At 58.3% G+C, this 20054-nt stretch carries 20 protein-coding genes; 10 read left to right on the plus strand and 10 right to left on the minus strand.

The features are described from left to right. Nucleotides 1-738: an oxygen-insensitive NADPH nitroreductase gene (gene nfsA, locus HP15_RS20190; RefSeq protein ID WP_014579200.1), complete on the minus strand. Its 738-nt coding sequence runs from the start codon at nucleotides 736-738 to the stop codon at nucleotides 1-3. A 141-nt stretch (nucleotides 739-879) separates the two neighbouring features. Between nfsA and HP15_RS20195 the strand changes: the two genes are divergently transcribed. After that, nucleotides 880-2070: a GGDEF domain-containing protein gene (locus tag HP15_RS20195; protein ID WP_014579201.1), complete on the plus strand. Its 1191-nt coding sequence runs from the start codon at nucleotides 880-882 to the stop codon at nucleotides 2068-2070. Here HP15_RS20195 and HP15_RS20200 read toward each other — a convergent pair. Beyond that, complete coding sequence (locus HP15_RS20200; RefSeq protein WP_014579202.1) at nucleotides 2050-2844, minus strand: enoyl-CoA hydratase/isomerase family protein; 795 nt, start codon at nucleotides 2842-2844, stop codon at nucleotides 2050-2052. The genes HP15_RS20195 and HP15_RS20200 overlap by 21 nt on opposite strands. Nucleotides 2845-3092: 248 nt before the next feature. Here HP15_RS20200 and HP15_RS20205 point away from each other — a divergent pair, with 248 nt between their 5' ends. The 6 genes from HP15_RS20205 (at nucleotide 3093) to HP15_RS20230 (ending at nucleotide 9728) form a co-directional block, all read left to right on the plus strand. Continuing rightward, nucleotides 3093-3908, plus strand: coding sequence for an ABC transporter ATP-binding protein (locus HP15_RS20205; protein WP_014579203.1), 816 nt, complete (start codon nucleotides 3093-3095; stop codon nucleotides 3906-3908). Beyond that, the gene (locus tag HP15_RS20210) at nucleotides 3908-4786 is read left to right on the plus strand and encodes a branched-chain amino acid ABC transporter permease (RefSeq protein WP_014579204.1); all 879 of its coding nucleotides are present in this window, start codon (nucleotides 3908-3910) and stop codon (nucleotides 4784-4786) included. Before HP15_RS20205 ends, HP15_RS20210 begins: the two co-directional genes overlap by 1 nt. A gap of 1 nt (nucleotide 4787) precedes the next feature. After that, nucleotides 4788-5831: a branched-chain amino acid ABC transporter permease gene (locus HP15_RS20215; protein WP_014579205.1), complete on the plus strand. Its 1044-nt coding sequence runs from the start codon at nucleotides 4788-4790 to the stop codon at nucleotides 5829-5831. Between the two features lie 71 nt (nucleotides 5832-5902). Then, nucleotides 5903-7111: an ABC transporter substrate-binding protein gene (locus HP15_RS20220; protein WP_014579206.1), complete on the plus strand. Its 1209-nt coding sequence runs from the start codon at nucleotides 5903-5905 to the stop codon at nucleotides 7109-7111. A gap of 8 nt (nucleotides 7112-7119) precedes the next feature. Continuing rightward, nucleotides 7120-7929, plus strand: coding sequence for an ABC transporter ATP-binding protein (locus tag HP15_RS20225; protein WP_014579207.1), 810 nt, complete (start codon nucleotides 7120-7122; stop codon nucleotides 7927-7929). Beyond that, nucleotides 7926-9728 carry an AMP-dependent synthetase/ligase gene (locus HP15_RS20230; protein WP_041645973.1) on the plus strand — a complete coding sequence of 601 codons (1803 nt, stop codon included), beginning with the start codon at nucleotides 7926-7928 and terminating at the stop codon, nucleotides 9726-9728. The genes HP15_RS20225 and HP15_RS20230 overlap by 4 nt, the downstream gene beginning before the upstream one ends. Before the next feature lie 11 nt (nucleotides 9729-9739). Here the strand turns inward: HP15_RS20230 and HP15_RS20235 are convergent, their stop codons facing one another. After that, nucleotides 9740-10060 (minus strand): hypothetical protein, encoded by a 321-nt coding sequence (locus HP15_RS20235; protein ID WP_014579209.1) that lies wholly within the window; start codon nucleotides 10058-10060, stop codon nucleotides 9740-9742. A 94-nt stretch (nucleotides 10061-10154) separates the two neighbouring features. Further along, entirely contained in the window at nucleotides 10155-11105 is a 951-nt protein-coding gene (locus tag HP15_RS20240) for a hypothetical protein (protein ID WP_169702194.1), read from the minus strand. 130 nt (nucleotides 11106-11235) lie between these two features. Between HP15_RS20240 and HP15_RS20245 the strand changes: the two genes are divergently transcribed. Next, nucleotides 11236-11883 carry a hypothetical protein gene (locus tag HP15_RS20245; RefSeq protein ID WP_014579211.1) on the plus strand — a complete coding sequence of 216 codons (648 nt, stop codon included), beginning with the start codon at nucleotides 11236-11238 and terminating at the stop codon, nucleotides 11881-11883. Nucleotides 11884-11923: 40 nt separating this feature from the next. On the opposite strand, the gene HP15_RS20250 is transcribed toward HP15_RS20245, so the two are convergent. After that, nucleotides 11924-12316: a globin gene (locus HP15_RS20250; RefSeq protein WP_014579212.1), complete on the minus strand. Its 393-nt coding sequence runs from the start codon at nucleotides 12314-12316 to the stop codon at nucleotides 11924-11926. A gap of 210 nt (nucleotides 12317-12526) precedes the next feature. On the opposite strand from HP15_RS20250, the gene HP15_RS20255 reads away from it, so the two are divergent. After that, nucleotides 12527-12814: a hypothetical protein gene (locus HP15_RS20255; RefSeq protein ID WP_041645974.1), complete on the plus strand. Its 288-nt coding sequence runs from the start codon at nucleotides 12527-12529 to the stop codon at nucleotides 12812-12814. A 30-nt stretch (nucleotides 12815-12844) separates the two neighbouring features. Here the strand turns inward: HP15_RS20255 and HP15_RS20260 are convergent, their stop codons facing one another. Further along, nucleotides 12845-13231 (minus strand): hypothetical protein, encoded by a 387-nt coding sequence (locus tag HP15_RS20260; protein WP_014579214.1) that lies wholly within the window; start codon nucleotides 13229-13231, stop codon nucleotides 12845-12847. A 170-nt stretch (nucleotides 13232-13401) separates the two neighbouring features. Between HP15_RS20260 and nei the strand changes: the two genes are divergently transcribed. Then, nucleotides 13402-14244: an endonuclease VIII gene (nei, locus tag HP15_RS20265; RefSeq protein WP_041645976.1), complete on the plus strand. Its 843-nt coding sequence runs from the start codon at nucleotides 13402-13404 to the stop codon at nucleotides 14242-14244. Here the strand turns inward: nei and HP15_RS20270 are convergent. The 4 genes from HP15_RS20270 to HP15_RS20285 are packed head-to-tail and all read right to left on the minus strand — an operon-like array spanning nucleotide 14241 to nucleotide 20019. Continuing rightward, a complete protein-coding gene (locus HP15_RS20270) occupies nucleotides 14241-15230 on the minus strand; it encodes an L-threonylcarbamoyladenylate synthase (RefSeq protein ID WP_014579216.1) in 990 nt (329 codons plus the stop codon). The genes nei and HP15_RS20270 overlap by 4 nt on opposite strands. A 6-nt stretch (nucleotides 15231-15236) precedes the next feature. Further along, nucleotides 15237-16058, minus strand: a complete 822-nt coding sequence (locus HP15_RS20275) for a DUF6671 family protein (protein WP_014579217.1) — start codon at nucleotides 16056-16058, stop codon at nucleotides 15237-15239. Then, nucleotides 16058-18445 carry a YbcC family protein gene (locus HP15_RS20280; RefSeq protein WP_041645977.1) on the minus strand — a complete coding sequence of 796 codons (2388 nt, stop codon included), beginning with the start codon at nucleotides 18443-18445 and terminating at the stop codon, nucleotides 16058-16060. Before HP15_RS20280 ends, HP15_RS20275 begins: the two co-directional genes overlap by 1 nt. Next, nucleotides 18445-20019 carry an NADH-quinone oxidoreductase subunit L gene (locus HP15_RS20285; RefSeq protein WP_014579219.1) on the minus strand — a complete coding sequence of 525 codons (1575 nt, stop codon included), beginning with the start codon at nucleotides 20017-20019 and terminating at the stop codon, nucleotides 18445-18447. The genes HP15_RS20280 and HP15_RS20285 overlap by 1 nt, the downstream gene beginning before the upstream one ends. Nucleotides 20020-20054 lie beyond the last annotated feature (35 nt).

A 20054-nucleotide genomic window follows, 5' to 3' on the forward strand; every position in this document is an offset into this window, starting at 1 on the left:
TTATTTCATCTCGAAGCCGCATTTGCGCAGGAAGTCGCGCATGTGCGGTCGCAGTTTCGAGGTGAACAGCGGCTTGAGCTGCTCAGACCAGGTAGTGTCCTTGTTGCCACCGGTGCGTTCCCGATAGTACTCGTTCATGGTGCGATCGAACCCGGCGACCAGCTCCTCGTCCCGTGCATCGGAATAGTAATCTTCCCTGAGAATCGCCTCCACCGGCAGACGTGGCTTAACCTCCGGGTTCTGGTCCGGGTAGCCCAGGCACATACCGAACACCGGATAGACATGTTCGGGAAGCCGGAGAATTTCGCTAATGTCCGCGGGGTTGTTGCGTATGCCCCCGATATAGCACAGACCCAGCCCCTCTGATTCCGCGGCGATGGCCACGTTCTGGGCCATCAGGCTTGTGTCGATGGTGGCAACCAGAAGCTGCTCAGTCATCCCCCGCACCACGTCTGCCCCGGCCCGTCCGGCGGCATCGGTAGAGCGCCGCATGTCGGCACAGAACACCAGAAAGTCCGAGCAATCGGCGATGTAGTCCTGTCCGCCCGCGAGTTCGGCGATTTTCCGGCGGTTCTCCGGATCAATCACGTGAATGATTGAATACGCCTGCACGTGGTTCGAGGTGGCGGCGCACTGGCCGGCGCGGATCAGCTCCCGGAGCAGGTCCTCGGGAATTTTCTTGCCGGTAAATTTGCGTATCGAACGATGGGATTTCAGAAGTTCTATGGTCGGATTCATGGGGTCTCGCAGTGAGTGCATGGATGTCGAGTCAATCTGTGACAATTATCATACCAAACGCTACATGGCACGTGCGCAGGCCTGGGCGGGAAGCTGATACCCTGACGAATCCCATTGTATAGCCTGGAACGCTGTGCCTTTATGGATCTGAACATGCACCTGCCAACGCTGCTGGTCACTTCGATCATGATTAACCTCCTGATCGGCGGCATGCTCTGGGCAATCTACCATCTTCGCCACCGTGAACGTTGTTTCCTGCTCTGGGCGCTGGCCTGTCTCACTTTTGTGGCGGGCACGGCGTTAGCGGTAGTTAATGAGGTAACCGAAGCGCCCGCGCTCATGCAGTTTACGGTTCATCTGGCGCTTGGCGGGTCTCCCTTGTTGCTCCTCGCAGGGATACATGCCCTGATGCAGTTGCCCATGGCAGGCACCCGAGGTGCCTCCCGGTTTTTGTACGGAGCGTCTCTAGTCTATCTGTTCGGTTTGGTTGTGAGCACAGGGTGGGATCCGGTGGCTGCCAGATTCCTCACGGCACTTTTCTCCGCACTGGTCTTTAGCCTGGCGATCTATCGTCTGGCTTCCATTGAACGCAAACCGCGGCTGCCGCTGCGGATCCTGCAAACGCTGTTCGGCATCCACGGTACCCTCATGATGGCCCAGGTACTGGTGATTGCAGTCTCCGTGACAGGAAGTGCCCCGCTGGATCTGCACGGGCTGCTGAAACTGATTCTGGTGAACCACCTGTTGCTGGTGAGTGCGACGGCCATGGCGCTTCCGTTGCTGGCATTTACCCGTGCCGAACAGGCCCTGGTCGCGCTGGCAGAGCGAGACGGCCTTACTCAACTGTTCAATCGACGGGCCTTTTACCGGGAGGGTAATCTGGCGTTTGAAAAGGCGCGGGAAGACGGCTCACTGATCACCGTTCTCATGATCGACCTCGATCACTTCAAGCAGATCAACGACCGCTGGGGGCACGCCACTGGCGACGAGGTACTGAGAATTGTGGCGAACCTGATGAAAGCGGAACTCCGGGATGATGACATCATTGGCCGTGTTGGCGGGGAAGAATTTGCGGCCGTGCTTCGTAATAACAACCGCGAGGCGATTGAAGCTGTAACCGGGCGGCTGTTACAGCGCATTGTTGAGGCCGGTCGCGGGGTTGACGGTGTTCCGGTTCATCTGTCGGCAAGCATCGGAGGCGCCTCTCTTGCTCTCGAACATGCTGCCTTCTCAGACGTGATGGCTTCCGCGGACAGGGCGCTTTATCAGGCCAAGCACAATGGCCGCAACCGGGCCGAATTCGTAACGGCGTCAGCAGCCGCGAAACCCTGACGGCCGTTTGGCCAGAAACGCCGACACGCCCTCGGCAAAATCCTCGGTTCGGGTCATTTCAAGGAAGGCCACGCGCTCTGCCTCCAGATGGGCGGCCAACCGGTCACCGTTGGCACGATCGATCAGTTGGCGAAAGGCACCGAAGGCCCGAGTCGGTCCCTTGGCGACTTTTTCGATCATCCGGTTCACCCGGCTCTCGAATTCGCTGGCCGGGACGACCTCGTTGACCATTCCCCAGTCTTTTGCTTCGCCGGCATTCAAGGTCCGTCCCAGCAACATCAGCTCCGCCGCGCGACCAGCGCCCAACTTGTGGGCCAGGGCCCAGCTGCCGCCGCAATCCGGAACCGCGCCAATACCGTTGTAGGCGACCAGAAATTTCGCGTCTTCCTCGGCGATCACCAGATCGGCCATCAGCGTGAGACTGAGCCCTGCGCCGGCGGCGACGCCCCTGACCGCAGCGATAACCGGTGCGTCCATGCTGCGAAGAAGCAGGATGGCGGGATTGACGGCATCCAGGATCGCGCCTATCGCTTTGCCTGCCTGCTCTGACGTTCCGGCCATGCTGGACACGTCTCCGCCGGCCATGAACGCTCGCCCTGCGCCTGCCAGGACAATGCAGCGAACGCCGGAAAGGCTATTAATATGCTCGACTGCCGCAAGAAAGGCCTCTGCGAGGGGTACATTGATGGCGTTCAGGGCTTCGGGGCGATTAAAGGTCAACCTGGCTACCCCTGTTCCGGCATCAAAAGCGGTGGTTACCAGCGTGTCTGTCATGATGAATCGCCCTCCCTGTTCGGCAGGTCTGAAGATCAGAAACCTGCGTAATGATGATGGTTGTCGTTCGGGTATCAGGATAGAGCGGTTTGCCTAATGTTGCCTGAATGGACTACTTTAAATCTGGATCGGGGTTAACCCCGACGACAAGAAAAACAAAATTACAATCATCTTCGGGCGTGAGATGGGTATCGGCAGGGCGTGTTCACGTGCCTGACTACCCGGCGCCAGGGGTGCCGGGAGGTATAGTGAGCATCCTTGAGATCAGTAACCTGTCTCTGTCGTTTGGTGGTGTGAAGGCGCTGCAGGACGTGAGCTTTCGGGTGCCTGAAAACACGGTAACCACCATTATCGGCCCGAACGGCGCCGGCAAAACATCGCTGTTCAACTGCATTTCCGGCTTCTACAAACCCCAGCAGGGCACCATCCGCTATCAGGGGCAGACGCTGCCGGGCAGTATCAAGCCGCCGAAACGGGCAGCATTGGGCCTTGCCCGAACCTTCCAGAACATTGCCCTGTTCCGGGGTATGACCGTCCTGGACAATATCAAGCTGGGCGCCCACGTGCACATGAAGAGCGGACTGCTCAGTGCGCTGGCCTATTTCGGCCCCGCCCGGCGTGAGGAAATGGCTGTCCGTAAGGATGTGGAAGAGCGCATCATCGATTTCCTCGAGATAGACCACATCCGTCGCCAGCCGGTTGCGAGCCTTTCCTACGGCCTCCAGAAGCGGGTCGAGCTTGCCCGGGCGCTGGCCATGCAGCCGAAAGTCTTGATGCTGGATGAGCCGGTGGCGGGTATGAATCGGGAGGAAAAGGAAGACATGGCCCGCTTTATTCTCGATATTCGGGAAGAGTGGGGTGTCACCGTGCTGATGGTGGAGCACGACATGGGCATGGTCATGGATATTTCCGACCACATCGCGGTGCTCAACTTTGGTCAGGTCATCACCGAAGGCCTTCCTGCAGACGTCCAGAACAACCCCGAGGTTATCAAGGCTTACCTGGGCAACAGTGATATCGAGAGCCTTCGCAAAAAGCTCAATGCCGAGGGGGAGGCCGCCTGATGGATTGGTTGTTCTTCGGCGAAATCAGCCTGGCAGGCCTTGCCATGGGCGGCCTTTACGCCCTCATCGCCCTGGGCTTTGTGATCATCTATAAAGCGACGAGGGTGATCAATTTCGCCATCGGCGAGATCATGATGTTCGCGGCCTACCTGTTCCTGGCGTTTGCCGGTGGCATGGAAATGTCGCCCTGGATTGCACTTCCGCTGGCTGTCATCGGCGGCAGTATTCTCGGTGGCGTCATTGAAAAGACCATGATCCGGCCGATGCTGGGCGAGTCGCCGATTTCAGTGGTGATGGTGACCATTGGGATTGCGAGCATCCTGGTGGGTCTGGTGGAGTTCATCTGGACGGCGGATCCGCAGTTGCTACCCAATTTCCTGCCTCGCGAGCCGGTGTTTATTGGCGAGCTGTACCTGGCCCCGAAAATTGCCTACGGCTTTCTTATCGGGTCGGCCCTTCTTATTGTCTACCTGCTGTATTTCCGGTTCTCCCGGGGTGGCGTGGCCCTGCGAGCCACCGCCTCCGATCAGGCGGCAGCCTATTCCATGGGCATCAATGTGCGCCGGGTGTTCAACATGGCGTGGGTGTTTGGCTCTCTTGCGGCATCGCTGGCAGGTGTGCTGGTGGCGGCCACCGGGGGCCTCAGCCCGCAGTTCGGGATCATTGGCCTGAGTGTTCTCGTGGTGGTGATCGTAGGCGGCCTGGACAGTATTCTCGGCGCCCTGGTGGCCGGCGTGTTCATCGGCTGGCTGGAGACGGTAGCCGGTGCCTATCTGGGCGGTGAATACCGGATGCCGGCAACCTTCCTGGTGTTGGCGATAATCCTGGTGATCCGCCCCTACGGCCTGTTCGGCACCCACGAAATAGAGCGAGTTTAAGATGCGCATCGGTGACGCAAAACAGAGCTACGAGGCCGATGAGGCAATCTGGACCAGCCAGACCCAGAAATTGTGGCTGGGGTTCTTCCTGCTGATCTTGCTGGTATTCCCTTTTGTGGTGGACTCCTATCTTCTCTACCTGGGGTGCCTGGTCGGCATAGCGGTGATCAGTACTACCGGCCTTAACATCCTGACCGGTTTCACCGGACTGATTTCGCTGGGGCAGGCCGGGTTTATGGGTGTGGGCGCCTACACCGTTGCCTGGCTGTCGATTAACACCGCATTGCCGTTCCCGGTGACCCTGGTACTGGCCGGGCTCATGGCAGCCGCCGTCGGCATCCTCGTAGGCCTGCCCTCGCTTCGCGTCAAAGGTCTGTATCTGGCCATCGCGACTCTGGCGGCCAGCGTGTTCCTGCATTTCATCTTCGCCGAGTGGGAATCGGTAACCGGCGGGATGGGTGGCTTGAGCCTGGAACCGGCGCACCTGTTCGGTCTGACCTTCCAGAGCGATTTCATGATGTATTTCATCATTGTGCCCCTGGCGGTGCTGATGGTTCTGGCAGCCCGAAACGTATTCAGAACCCGGATTGGCCGGGCCTTTATCGCCATTCGTGACCGGGATATTTCCGCCGAGATCCTGGGCATTAACCTGCTGCGTTACAAGCTGATGTCGTTTGCGCTCAGCTCGTTCTATGCCGGGATCGCCGGCGGCCTGTTCGCCTATTTCTATCGCGTGGTCACGCCAGAGAGCTTTCCGCTTTCCATGTCCATTTTCTATCTGGCGGCCGTGATCGTCGGCGGTATGGGGAACTTGCTGGGTGGCATTCTTGGCGCTGCCTTCATGACCCTGGTGCCGGAAGCCCTGAAGCTGCTGACTGCCGCGCTGACGCCTTTCTATCCGAATGCGCCGGTGTTCATGTCGCCGATGCTGGAAATCATCTTTGGCGCCCTGATCGTGGGCTTTCTGATCTTCGAGCCCCACGGCCTGGCGGAGATCTGGCACCGAATCCGTCGCTTCTTCCGCCTGTGGCCGTTCAGGAATTAATTGTGTTTCAACGGGGTCGCTACCTGGGACCCATGCACCACCAACAACAAGAAGCAGCAAGGAGAAGAAACATGTTCAGAAACATCCTCGAAAAAGGTCGCCGGCTTGCCGGGCTTGGTAGCCTGGTCGCTGCACTGACCGTTGCTGCCCCGGCGATGGCTCAGGACAAAGAGCCCATCGTATTCGGTGGCTCCATACCGCTTTCCGGTGTCTTTGCCTTTGCCGGTATTCACCTCCATGCCGGTCTCACCGACTACACCGATTGGATCAACAGCCAGGGCGGCATCAATGGTCATCCCGTGGAATACGTCATGGAAGACACTGCCTATGAGGTGGACCGTTCGGTCGCGGCTTTCAAGAAGATCTCCGGCAGCAGCTCGCCGGCCACCTATTACGGCGACAGCACCGGTTTCATGAAGGCCATCGCCTCGGAGCTCAACAGCCAGGGCAACACGCTTATGAGCGGCGCGTCCTTCGCTACCGTGCTGACCGACAACGAAATCTATCCGTACCAGTTCATTCCGGGGCCGAACTACAGCCAGATGTTCGGCATCATCCTCGAGTACATCGCATCCCAGGGTGAAGGCGGCGATATGCCGAACGTGGCGTTTGTCTACAGCGATACCGAATTTGGCAAGGATCCGATCGAGAATGGCAAGGCCCGCGCTGCCGAGCTGGGCATCGAAGTGGTGGAAGAAATTGTCACCAAGCCCGGCAGTGTCGACGTCTCTGCCGAGGTGCTGAAACTGCGTCGGGTGCGCCCCGATTACGTGGTCTTCCACGGATATGTGCTGTCACCGATCAACGAATTCATGGTGCAGATGCGCCAGATGGGCCTGGATACCCAGTTCATGGGTACTTTCTGGTCCTCCGACAAGCTGATCATCGACAAGATGGGCGCGGATGCCGACGGCTACATGGGCGTCATGCCCTACAACTACTACGACAGTGAGGAAAGTGGCCCGATGCTGGATGCCCTGAGGGCCCAGGCCGAGAAGAGTGATCCGGAGGCCGGTTACCGTCCCACCGGGTATATCCAAGGCTGGTTCAACGCCATGGTCTGGACCGAAGTGATCAAGCGCACCCTGGATGCCGGCAAGGAGCTGAACGCGGACAACATGGCAGAGGCCCTGGCCTCCATAGAGGACTGGGACACCGGCGGTATCATCGGGATTCCGGTCACCGTGCGGGACATGTCTTTCCCGGTAGGCCGTATCTGGCGGGTGAACGCTGACAAAGGCCGCTATGAGCCGGTGTCGGACTGGATCCACCTCGACTGAGGGGCTGTATGGAAGCCTTACTGGAAATCGATAATATCGAGGTGGTCTACAACAAGTCAGTGCAGGTCCTTCGGGGCCTGTCACTGCGGGTGCCGAAGGGGGCCATTGTGGCGCTCCTCGGCTCCAACGGTGCTGGTAAATCCACCACCCTCAAAAGCGTCTCGGGGCTGCTGACCCTGGAAGACGGAGAGGTCACGGCCGGCGAAGTACGCTTCAGGGGTAAGGATGTAAAAGGCGTTCCGCCGGAGCGGCTTGTGCGCGACGGACTCTTTCATGTCATGGAAGGCCGCCGAGTGTTCGAGGACCTCACGGTTGAGGAGAACCTGATTGCCGCCACCTATGCGCTCAGTGGCAGTAAGCCGTCCCTGAGTGACAGCTATGAGCTGGTTTATAACTATTTCCCGAGACTGAAGGAGCGCCGCAAGCAGTTGGCCGGTTACCTCTCCGGCGGCGAGCAGCAGATGTTGGCCCTGGGTCGGGCGCTGATTGCACAGCCGGATCTGATCATGCTCGATGAGCCCTCCCTCGGTCTGGCGCCGCTGCTGGTGGAAGAGATCTTTACCATCGTGGCCAGAATCAACCGGGAACAGGGGACTGCCATTCTTCTGGTGGAACAGAATGCCGCGGTGTCACTGGCGATTGCATCTTACGGTTACATCATGGAAAACGGCAAGATCGTGATCGACGGCCCGGCAGACAAACTCACGGCGAATGAAGATGTTCAGGAATTCTATCTGGGTGTGGGTGGCAAGGAAGGTGAGGCCCGCAGTTATCGAGACATCAAGCACTACAAACGCCGTAAACGGTGGCTGTCATGACAACGCCTTCCATCCCTGATCTCACGCTGACACAGATGCTCCGGGCCCATGCCCGGGAGCGGCCGGACGCCCTGGCTTTGCGCCAGAAGGACTTCGGTATCTGGCAGGCCTATTCCTGGCAGGATTATTACCGGCGGGCCCGACACTTCGGGCTGGGGCTGCGTGCCATGGGGCTCGAACCGGGTGGCCACGTGGCCATTATCTCGGAAAACCGGGTGGAGTGGGTCATTGGCCAGATGGGCATCGGCCTGGTGCAGGGCATCTGTGTCGGGGTCTATCCCACCAGTCCCTGGAACGAGGTGGCCTATGTCCTGGAGCACAGCGACGCGGAATTTGTGATCTGCGAAGATCAGGAACAGACCGACAAGGTGCTGGAAGCCTGGCCAGATTTGCCCAAACTGAAGCACTGCATTGCCATTGATATGAAGGGCCTGCGCTATTATCCGGAGCCGCCGTCGGCATTCGAGGATATCGAGGCCAGGGGCCGGGAATTCGAAACGCAGCATCCCAACCTGGTGGATGAATTGCTGGACAGCCAGCAAATGGATGACACCGCCCTGATGATCTATACCTCCGGGTCCACCGGCCGACCCAAGGGGGCAATGATCAGCTGGCACAACCTGCACGCCGCGGCGCCGGGGCTGATTGAGCTGTTGCAGGCGGACGAACACGGCTCCAGCCTTTCCTATCTGCCGCTTTGCCACGTGGCAGAGCAGGCCTTTACCAACATTGCACCGGTCTATGTAGGCAGTACGGTCAGCTTCGGAGAGAGCCTGCGGACCATTCAGGAGGATTTGCGGGAGATTGCGCCGACCTTTTTCCTGGGGGTGCCGAGGATATGGGAGAAACTGCACTCGTCCATCTACATCAAGATTCAGGAGACCGGGCGTTTGCGGCAGGCGTTGTTCAACTGGGCGATCCGGGTCTGTTCGCCTATGGCCACGAAACCCCGCGCAGACTGGAACCTGAAGGAAAAATGCCTGTATGGCATCAGCTACTGGCTGGTGTTGCGCGCCTTGCAGAATTTTATCGGCCTGCGCCGATGCAGCATTGCGCTCACCGGGGCAGCCCCTATATCAACCGGCATACTGGAGTTCTTCCGGACCATCGGCATTCCCCTGGTTGAAGTATATGGCCAGACGGAAAGCACCGGCGTTGCCACAGCGCAACCCGTTGATGACGTGCGCCTGGGAACGGTGGGTGTGGCTGTGTCCGGGGTGGAGGTAACGCTTGGCGAGCACAACGAGATCATCATGCGCGGTGGCAGCATGTTCAAGGGGTATTACAAGAACGACGAGGCCACGGCTTCAACTTTGAAGGATGGCTGGCTGCACACCGGCGACGTGGGTGAATGGTGGGATGGCCAGCTAAAGATCGTCGACCGTCTGAAAGACATCATGATCACCGCCGGCGGCAAGAATCTTTCACCAACGGAGATCGAAAACACCATCAAGGCCAGTCCCTACATCAAGGAATGCATTGTGATCGGTGAGGCCAGAAAATACGTGTCTGCGCTGATCCAGATTGATTTCGATACGGTAGCCAAGTGGGCAGAGCAGGAGCGTATTGCCTACACCACCTTCCGGAGCCTGACCGAGCAGCCGCAGGTGAATGAACTCATCCAGGCAGAAGTGAACAAGGGCAACGACCAGCTACCACAGGTGGCGCAGATCAAACGCTTCCACTTGCTGACCAAGGAACTGGACCACGACGATGACGAGGTAACGGCGACCATGAAAGTCCGCCGGAGCAATATCTACGAGAAATATACCGAGGTGATCGAGTCGCTTTACGCCTGACAGCGAGGCGCCTAGAAACGGGCGCCTTCTTCAACCCGGATTCGTTCCATGTACTGGGTCAGGGCGGCGTTAATCAGTGCCAGAACCAGGAACAGCAGGATACCCTTGGGCACCAGGGCGTGAATTTCCGGGTTGGGCGCGGTGCTGGCGGTGACCAGGATCAGGCCCAGAATGTTGCGGGCCAGCCGCATGGTGAGCATGGCGCACAGATACCCGGACTGGAAAGCCGATTCTGCCCCCCTGAGCAGACGGCCGAAGGCCGGCATCAGGTGCACGGTGTTAAACAACAGGACAGAAAAAATAACTAATTGAAGAACACTGTAAATGGTCATGACCAGAGACTACCCAACGACAACAGTACTGGTTGAAAAACGGTCGAAATTATCCCTGATTGGACAGATTTAATCCAGTTCATGCCCGTGCCGGCTAATAACTGCTGTTCAGAAGGTCGTGGTAGTCACTCCGAAATCTCTGAAAACTCAAATAGTTATTTCTGTGGTCTACCAGATTTGCCGAATTGAATGCTTCCACAAAGGCCCGGGACTCTCCGGTGCTGATCTCACCATAGAATCCACCATCCCAGTCAAGCACCTGCACCATTTCCAGTAATACCGTCATCGCAAGGGCGCCATTGGCCTTTTCCAGGTAGCGGTAGGCCAACCCGTAATGCTCGAACCGATAGGGGAAGTTTGCAGTGTCACCGGGAGTCACGTCCCAGAGAGGATCGTAGTCATAGTGCTGATAGACCTCTGCAATTGGCTCTCCTGCCACAGCAACGGCCTGTCCCTCTGCAAACCAATAAGGCAGCAGACTGTAACTGGCGTCATACCGTGACAGGTTTTGCTGGACGAAATGGGCCAGTTCGTGGGCGACGATGTTTCCCGCCTCGTAGGGCCATTGGCCGTAGTACGGATTGAATGCCACGGCGGCCATCGAGGCAGACACAAACTCGCTGTGCGGCACCTCGGGGCTGAGGCAGCCGATCACCTGGCGGGGATAGGCAACTGCGGCGCTGCGGTCCTGGACAAATTCGGACCAGCGCAACTGGAACCGGGCCAGTACGCCGTCGATTCGGCGCTCAAGCTCTGAAGCCGCGGCCCGGAACGAGGTTTCACTGTAGGCCGGCGAGCCATAGACCCGCACCCGACCGCTATGGGTTTCGAAATACAGAGGTTCATTTTGGCATGCTTCGGTATAGCGGGTGAGTGACCAGGAACTCGTAGGGTAGTGCCTGCCAGTATCCCGTGCGTCGTAGAAAAGCCCCGAGACGAAGCCCCCGGACTCCGGGTAATGGTGACTGTCAGAGGTGGTGACCTTGCACCCGGTCAATGCGAGCAAGAGAACACCGAGTATCAGCATGGCTTTGCTGGTTGCCATAAACGACTCCGAATCGATCCTGTTATTCAGGATCATCGCAGGGTTTTCGGGAAGGCTCCGTCAACGGGGTGTAAAAATCAGGTAAAGCGAGCTAGCGTGTTGATAGATATGGATGAGAGGGAACGGATACATGGATTACATCGCTCCTGTCAGCAGCGCCATCATGGCGATCGTCTGGATTGTCTACTTCCAACTGTTTTTCCTGCAGTACAAACGAAATAATCGCCCATACCTTGTTATTCACCACGCTCAGAACGAAAACCCGGATGCCCAGTGTCTCCTGGTGAACATGGGCAAGGAAACGGTGCACGTGCAGTGCGTTCAGGTGGTTCTCTACACCCGCGCGGGCGAAGAGAAAATTATGACGGTGACCGAGTATCGTCGTGTCGGCGCGGATGATGCCAACGTGCACCAGGTGCTGCGCCAGGGCCCGTTACAGCCCGGTGGGTATCTGGTGCTGGGCTCGTTCAGGAACATCATCCTGGGACGTCGCAGTGAAGAAAGCGAAAGCGATTACCTGTTCGAGGACATCACCGGCGTTGAAATCCGGGCCGCCGTGATCCACGGGCCCACGAAGTATCCGGTGGGTGTACGGCGCAGCTTTTCTCTGAGTCATGAAGGAAGGCCCGAGATCTTTCCCCGCAACATTCACAGCGAGCAGCTGGTGCGCCGGAAAGATCGACACCAGGTGAGACGCTGGGTTGAAGAGGAATTGCAGCCCGAGCGCAAGGGCAGTTCGGAATCTGACGACTCGGACCAATCCGGACCAGAAAAGTAAGAGTGGCTCAGAGTAACATTGTGACTATTGGAATGTTCGGTCAGTACGCCCCGCGGATCAGATCAATCCCTGGCGTCAAAACCTCACGCCACGCAGCATCCAGTTCAGGTGTGTATTCCGGGTCATGCAGGCGGACGGTTTTCAGGAGCGAATCCAGCCAGAGGGAATACCATTCGGGCTTGATGTCGTAATGTGAGCGGCTATGACTTTCACCAAGCGCCTTAAGTTTTCTGTCAGACATTCCGCGAGCATGCAGGATCAATTGCATGATGCCGTTGCGTAGCAGGTGGCGTTGAGCGGCCATATCCGTTTTTACAAAACGTTCCCTGATAATGTTCGAGCTGGCCATGAAGAAGTCGTAAAAGTCGACAAAGAAAGCATCCCGGTTGCAGCAGCGTCCGTAGCTCTGAAAGACGAGGTCCGTTTTGTTCATGTGCAGTAAGTGTCCTTGCCTGATCTGTCGGTGATGAAAGCGAGGCGGGAGGATACTTGGCACGATGAGCACTTTCAGTTGAAATTTATTACTGGTTTTCCGAAATAACTGTCGCTGAATCAGTCATATAGCTGGTCTACGGGTTGCGTTTCCGCTCCTAGTTCTTGAGGATGTGGTTAAACACTCGCCATTAACGCAATGGAGGCATTTATGTCACTGAAAGACGAACTGATCAAAAAGGCCGAAACCCAGCTGGAAGAGTGGGAAAAGCAAGCCGATTCCCTGAAAGCCAAGGCCAAAGCCAAAGAAGCCGAAGCCGAGAACGAAAAGGCGAGCGCAGATATTCAGCAGAGCACGTCCGATGCATTGCGTTCGGTTGAGAATAAAATTTCTGATGGCCGAAAAAAACTGGACGAACTCAAGCAGAGCGGTGAAGACAACATCGACAGCCTGCGCGAGCGGCTTTCCGATCTGATTGGCCCTGACAACAAGCGCTAGGCCGCTTGGCTCAGGAACGGCAGGCTACGTCTACTGAAACTGGGTGTAGCAGCGCTGTCGTTTGGTTTGCCAGCCCCGCCATTGGGGCTCGCGGTGATGGAGCCGATAACGCTCCATCACCGCCATGAACCTGCCCATGTAATCGCATTGACCCGAAGCCGGCAACCACTCATCGGGGCCACGTCCATCCCTCAATATCCTGTCAGTCTGACTCATTCTGATCTGGTTCTCCGGGTCTTCCAGAAACCGCTCCTTCATCGAGGGTGTCCACTGATCAGCGCCCAGCTCTTTGGCAAATACCAGAGGTACAACCTGGGTCTTCGCCAGGTTTTCCGAAGCAGCCGGTTCCTCCCTTGTCGCCGCCGCCAACACAATCAGAATCGCTGCAATGAACAGGGCCAGCTTGGTGTCTTTCATGACTCATCTTGCTCGTGGTTTAGCTACACCAAAACCTACGCGCAGGTTGGGCAAAGGGCTTACCCGGATCCGGACAAAACTTTGTGACTCGACAACTCCGAATTGCTGGATGCAACGTAGGGTAAAGCTCACCTGTATTGCAGATAGACCGGTCAGGAGCGGAAACGAGTATGCCCGAAGGTCCCGAAATACGCCGTATGGTCGATGACATTCATAAGGCCGTTGGCGGTAAGACAGCGCAATCTGTGTTTTTTGCGTTTGAACACCTGAAGCCTTTCGAGAATGCCCTTCGGGGACGCAGAGTCGAGAGAGTGGAGGCGCGGAGCAAAGCCGTGTTGGGTTTTTTTGAGGCCACAGATGAAGACGGGCCGTGGTGCGTTTACAGCCATAACCAGCTGTATGGCAAGTGGCGCATGGGCAAACCCGATCGGGAACCGAGTACAAACCGGCAACTGCGATTTGCCATTATCGGTCCGAAGAAGGCGGCCCGGTTGTACAGCGCCTCCGACATCCAACTGGTTCGGCCCGATGAATTGAGCGAGGTGCCCTATCTGTCACGGCTGGGCCCGGACCCTCTCAATCAGGAGGTCAGCATCGATCAACTGTTGGCGGTGTTTGATGACAAGCGATTCCGGGGCCGGAACCTGGGTGGTTTGCTGCTGGACCAGGCGTTCGTTGCCGGAATCGGTAATTACCTGCGCTCGGAAATCCTCTTTGAGGCGAGGGTTTCACCGCGGGCACGGCCTCGTGATCTGGACGCCGATCAGCAGTCGAGATTGGCGGAGGCGATTCTGACTCTGGTTCAGCGAACCTATCGATTAAAGGGCATCACCAATCCGCCCGACCGTGCAGAGCGGCTCAAACAGGAAGGATGGACGTTCGGGCAGCGCCGGCACATGGTGTTTAACCGCGATGGTGAACGCTGCCACGATTGCGCGTCGCCTCTTGTTAAAACCATGATGGCCAGCCGGCGGCTGTATTATTGCCCTGAGTGCCAGGGTGTGCTGGATTAAGTGAATTGTTCGGTACAGGCCCGTCCCAACCGATCGTGAACGGCCAGCCACTGGCTTTCCCGTGGCGGAAGCTCAATCACGATCCGATCCACGTTCGCCTTGTCCATGGCGTGCATGGCGGTATAAAGCATGCGAGCGTACTCGTTCGGATCGGCGCTGAGCATAATGGACTCGGATGCCAGTTCGCCCGGGGCAGACTGCCACCAGATAACGCCAATCTTTTCGCCTGCCGGTGTGACTTCGGGCAGAAGTCCGGCGAACCGATCCGTGGCTACTCCAACGGTAGGTGTGACCGGCTGGTAGTGGCGCTTTACGCTCCCCGGTACGGCCTGGCTGGCCGCTTTGCCCGGGGCGAGCGCGATTCCGAGGCAGGCTTCGATATCGCTCTTTGCGATCTGCCCGGGTCTGGCAATAACTGGCGTGTCGCCGGTCAGATCGACAATGGTGGATTCAATGCCTACCGAACAGTCGCCGCCGTCCAGAACTGCCTCGATTTTTCCGGACAGTCCCGCGAGTACGTGCTCTGCGTTGGTCGGGCTGATCCTGCCATAGGGATTGGCTGACGGGGCGACAAGATCCCTGCCAAGCCGTTGCATGGCCGCCAGCGTGGCCGGGTGCGCCGGCATCCTGACCGCCACACCCGGATTGCCGCCGGTAATGAAATCGCTGACGCCGCTTTTCTTCGGCAGTAGCAGCGTAAGCGGGCCGGGCCAGAATGCCTGGACCAGCCGCCTGGCAGTGTCCGGAATCTGGTCGACCCAGAGACTGATCCGGTCCGGTGATGCCACATGCACTATCAGCGGGTGTCCGACCGGGCGCTGTTTCGCCTCGAACACTTTCCGGACCGCCTGATCGTTGCTGGCATCGGCCGCAAGCCCATACACGGTTTCGGTGGGTATAGCGACGAGGTGGCCGGCAAGAAGCAGGCTGGCGGCTTTCTCTAGGTCGCCTGATTGTGTTGCGTCTAACTTGATGGTTGCGGGCATAAGGTCTCAGGGGTTACAGGTTGGGCAAAAATCAGGTTCCGTTGTCACAGCCTCCACGGGGCGCGACTCTGAGTGGTCGCAGGCGTGGCAGGACCAGACAAAAGACCTTGGCCGGTCTGTCGGCGTATCGCACGCACTGCATGGCAGGCCTCTCTCAATATCGGTTATCCAGAATCCCGGCAGGGAACACCCTGGGCACAGGCTCTCCATTTTGTTGCGAAGGTTTTCTGCCGCCAGTGCAATATTGGCCATTCTGCCAGGCGACTCATGGGCTCGAAGGTCGTACTCGATAAAAACCTGTCCAGACGGCGAGGCATTCCGGAGTGCTCTGAACAGGGTATGGATTTCCTGGTGGTCGCGCAGCCCTTTGTAAATCTCCGGGTGCCCGGCATGCTCGGGCCGCATTACCAGGCCCTGGCCTGCAGGGCATCGATCCAGAAACATCTGCAAGTCCTCAACGGAGCGGATGCTGGCCTGCTCAAGACCAAAAGGCGCGCTGTGCTCGCCAAAGAGGGTAAGGCCGTGCTCCGGATCAAACAGGCAAACGACCTCCAGATTGATGCAGAACAGACCACCGCCAAAAGCCCCCTCGCTACCGAGGCCGATACGATTCTCGCCCTGCGCCGCGGCAATTCTGGCTTTCTCGAGCGCGGTTTCCTTCTGACCGGCGAAACGTTCTGTTTCCCGGGTAAAGGTCCCAAGGCGATCGGTGTCGAAGCTGCTGTCGCAGGTTAACGCCAACCCGAGCGGTTCCAGTGGCCGCGCAATGGCGGGCAACTTGCCGTGCCGGGTTAGCAAAACCGCGGAGCGGCCGCCCCAGATCGACATCAATCTTCTCCGCTTTGACCGCCGGTGGAACTTGAACGAGTGGCTACAGGCTGCCACTCATTCCGGTACAACCTCTCGATCGAGGTCTGCTCATCGTTGATCCGGAACAGGTACAGCCAGTCGTTATCGATCAGCTCCTGCACAACTTTGTGTTTTTGCGCGATCTCGGCAATGGCTTCCCTCGGTGCCGCCAGATAAACGCTCAGGCGCAAGGGCTCGTGAACCCAGCGCTTACCATCGTGTACTGACTGCAGCGGCAAACCGATTCGCAAATCGCCGCCGTTGCCCTCGAAAACGCCCAGGTGGCCGCCAACCACGTTGTGTAGGACCTTGTTGCCGCTACCGTAATGCAGATTGTCGGTAACAGACATGAAGTACTGGAGGTTGATCCAGTGGGTGACCACCATTGGCGCGGTCATGATCAGTTCGAGGATGTTAAAGCCTTCATCCTCGCGCCAGCGGTAGTCGTGGAGGAAACTGCGGCCACCCAGATCCAGGTGTCGCGTGGCCGAGCGAGGCGCCACGATAAAGCTGGCGTTGCCGGCAAGCCCCCATTCCGGCCGTACTTCGGACCAGTCCTGGCTGCGCTTTTTGATGGCGCTGTCAACATCGCTCTCGTTTGCGATACCAAGCCGCAGGGCGCGTTCACGACGTGCCTGGGCGCCGGCATTGGCCAGGAAACCCCGGATCTCGTCAGGAACATCACCTGAGCACTCGACCTCGTCGGTGGTTGTGTTATGCAGTGCCCCCACGAATCGGGTTTCGGAGGGGATCGAAATCCCCTGCTTAGCCAGGGCCGCACGCACGTCCTTGTCGTTCAGGATGCCGGCAAGTACGCGAACGTTTACCGAACCGGTCTGTCCGCCGCAGGCGCCGCAGTCGAGGCCCGCTGCATGGGGATTGTTACGCGTACTGCTGCCGTGCCCGACAAGGAGAACGGTGGGCGCAAAATCATGAGTCAGGGTCATGGCCCGAAGAATACCCCCGGCCAACTCCGCCTTCTCCGCAGCGCCCAGCAGGGTTCCGTTCTGGCGGATCTCGAACTCGGTCTGTCCCTTATGGAGTTGATCAACCGGGTTATCCGAGGACTTGCCAAAAAAGGTTTTGCGAACCATGCGTCCCAGACCTGCGAGGCCCATGCTCTCGATAAAGCTGAAGCTCGCCGGGCCGGCGTTGGAAAACTGTGACCAGTGGGAGTGGTTGGCTAATGATTGCCGGCTGAAGCTGTCGGCGGGTTCGGCCTCAGTAACCTCGAGCGCCGGCGCCAGCAAGCCCGGCAATTGTGGCCGGCAAAACCCGGTGCCCTTGGGTCGATAGGAGATCGGGAGGCCGAAGAACCCGGCAAACCCGAGGGTCTGAATAGCGGGATTCTGGGCTTCCAGCGCACGACGATAGACCTCCGACCGAACATCGATGCAGAAGGCCGCCTGTAACTTGAGCGGCTGATCGTCCGACGAGGGATTTTCAGGCCTGGTAAGAAGCTTTTCAGCCATCTGTGACTGGTAGGCCGACTCAGCCTCTGTTTGCTGGCGCCAACCTGTGGTTTGAGATTGCTCGTGGGTCTGCAGCATCTCTGGCCAGGTATCCCACTGTTTGAGCCAGCGTTGCTTCAGTTCGGCAAAAATGGCCCCGCCAACGTGTTGGACGTGCCGCCATATGGCGAGCTCCCAGGCCAGTCGGATGGCCAGTAGACCCGGCAGCAGGTCTTCCTCGTGGCCACTGAGTCGCGCTTGCCACCGCAAGTAGGCGGCCCAGGATGACCAGCCGTTGATATCCAGGAGGAGCGCATGGGCATAATCCGGCGCATAGTCCGGTTGTGATGCCAGGGCGTCGAGAGCATCGGTAATCAGTTTTTCATGCTGGTCCGGTAACACCTGAAACTGCGAGGGCAGGGATGGTTCGCCCATAACAATGGCGATGCCGCGGTCAGCCCGGGTCATTTGCAGCCAGCTATGGTAAAGGTCCTGGGCATCCGCCTTGAAATCACCGGCATCCAGACGCTGGAAATAGTCGCCGCAGAACTGGCTTATCTGATGCACAACTTCATCCTGCCAGCCTACCTGGTGGGCGGTGTCGCGATTGCGATCCAGCTGGGCGCTCAGATTCTGCCAGTGTTCGGGCATGCTGGCGGTCTCCGCGGCCGCCGGGCCGTTGCCCTGTCCGGCAAGCGCGGCCTGATTCTGGCAGCAGGTGCCATTGAGTGCCGCCATGCGTGAAGCGACCCTGGTGAATGGCAGGTCCCGCATTTCCCAGAACGGATTCACGGCGATCATCTGATCCAATGGCCAGGAGGGCGCGATTCGCGCGCAGGCATCGGTGACGGCCGCCTGCCAATCTGGTGTATGGGTGGTTGCTTCGGTGGTGGCATTAAGGCTCGACGCTAACATTATGCGGACTCCCTGGAACCAGAGGTTGAAGAGACGCTGACCACCGCTCGCGGCCGCACGACATCAGGCAGTTTGGCAGGCCATATTTTCAGGGTCAGACGGGTGGACCACTCATCGAGGTAGCCCGCGGCGAACAGGAACCGATAAAGCCTGGCGCCTGCGGGTGAGAAACGGTGGTAGCGAATCTGGTAGTAGCCGCGTACCAGTATTGCGATAAGGGCAGCGACAAAAACCACTTCCAGCAGGCTTGCCTGGCTTTCCGGTGGCGCAAGCAGCAAACCGAAGAAGGTTTTCTGTAGCCAGTACAGTGCCCAGAAGGCAGCACCAATAACCAGGCCTCGGGCAACGGTGAGAACCCCGCCGCCGGCTGACAGGAACTCTGAGAGCAGAATCGTCAGGGCGATGCCTGGCACAATCCATGAAAACATGTGCGCCGTGCCGGCCTCATTGGACAGGAAAACAGTCGGCAGCATGAACAGGCCCGCCAGGGCGGCAGCGGCCAGCCACTGTTTTGCCCCGGGCTCATTGACGGCAACCAGGCGTTTTTTCATCGACAACTCAACGGTATTGCCGGCGTTCAGGAAGGTGTGAGCCTTGTACGCGGAATGCGCAACCAGATGCAGGAGCGCCAGCTCGTACAGCCCCAGAGCGCACTCAACCAGCATCCAGCCCATCTGGGAGCAGGTAGACCAGGCCAGCCTTACCTTGATGGAAATACGAGTCATCATAACAAGGCTGGCAAACACCGCCGTGGGGCCTGCCACGGCAAGCAAAAGCCACTGGGCTGCGCTTACTTCGGAAATAAGCGGTGCCATCAGAATCATCAGGAAACCGCCAAGGTTCACAACGCCGGCGTGAAGCAGGGCAGAAACCGGCGTGGGTGATTCCACCACCTGAATCAGCCAACCGTGGAAAGGCATCTGTGCGCATTTGAGCAAAGCGGCCACGGCCATCAAAACCGCAGCGATCTGGGCGCCGGCGGGCACCTCTGTTGCACCGGATACCTGGGCCAGAATCCGATCAATAAACGGCGTGTCGTACTGGACATAAAGCAGGAGGAACGCCAGCGCCAGGCAGAGCTCCGCAATTCGCGCAAAAATGAATTTTTTGTGCGCGGCCAGGGCGGCGCGCGGGCGATCAGGAAAGAACATCAGCAACTGGTGCAGGCTTACGCTGATAGCAATCCAGCTGACGAGGAACACCAGCAAATGATTGGTGATGGCGATCATGGCCACGCTGGCGAGGATCACCTGAAGCCAGATCATGAAACGGCGCTGGCCGTGATCCCCCGCAAGATACCTCTCCGAGAAGCGTCCCAGCACCATTCCAAGCAAAGTGATCAGCAGCAACATGATTGAGGCCAGAGGCGCGTGACTGAACCAGACGCCATCGACCGGCCACCACCAACTTCCGATTGCGGCGGCCAAAGCCGATACAAAGGCAAGCTTGAAGGTCAATGACCGTGCGAGAAGGTTGCTCTGGTTGGTTGCCAATCCTGTCGCGACTGCGCCGGCACCGAAAAGCAGCGGTACCAGCAGTGAGAACAAGGATTCGATCGCCTGAACATCGAACATGCGAGGACCTCGGAATCAGGAGTATTTAGTACGCG

Origin of the sequence: Marinobacter adhaerens HP15 (assembly GCF_000166295.1) — a bacterium.
GTDB lineage: Bacteria > Pseudomonadota > Gammaproteobacteria > Pseudomonadales > Oleiphilaceae > Marinobacter > Marinobacter adhaerens.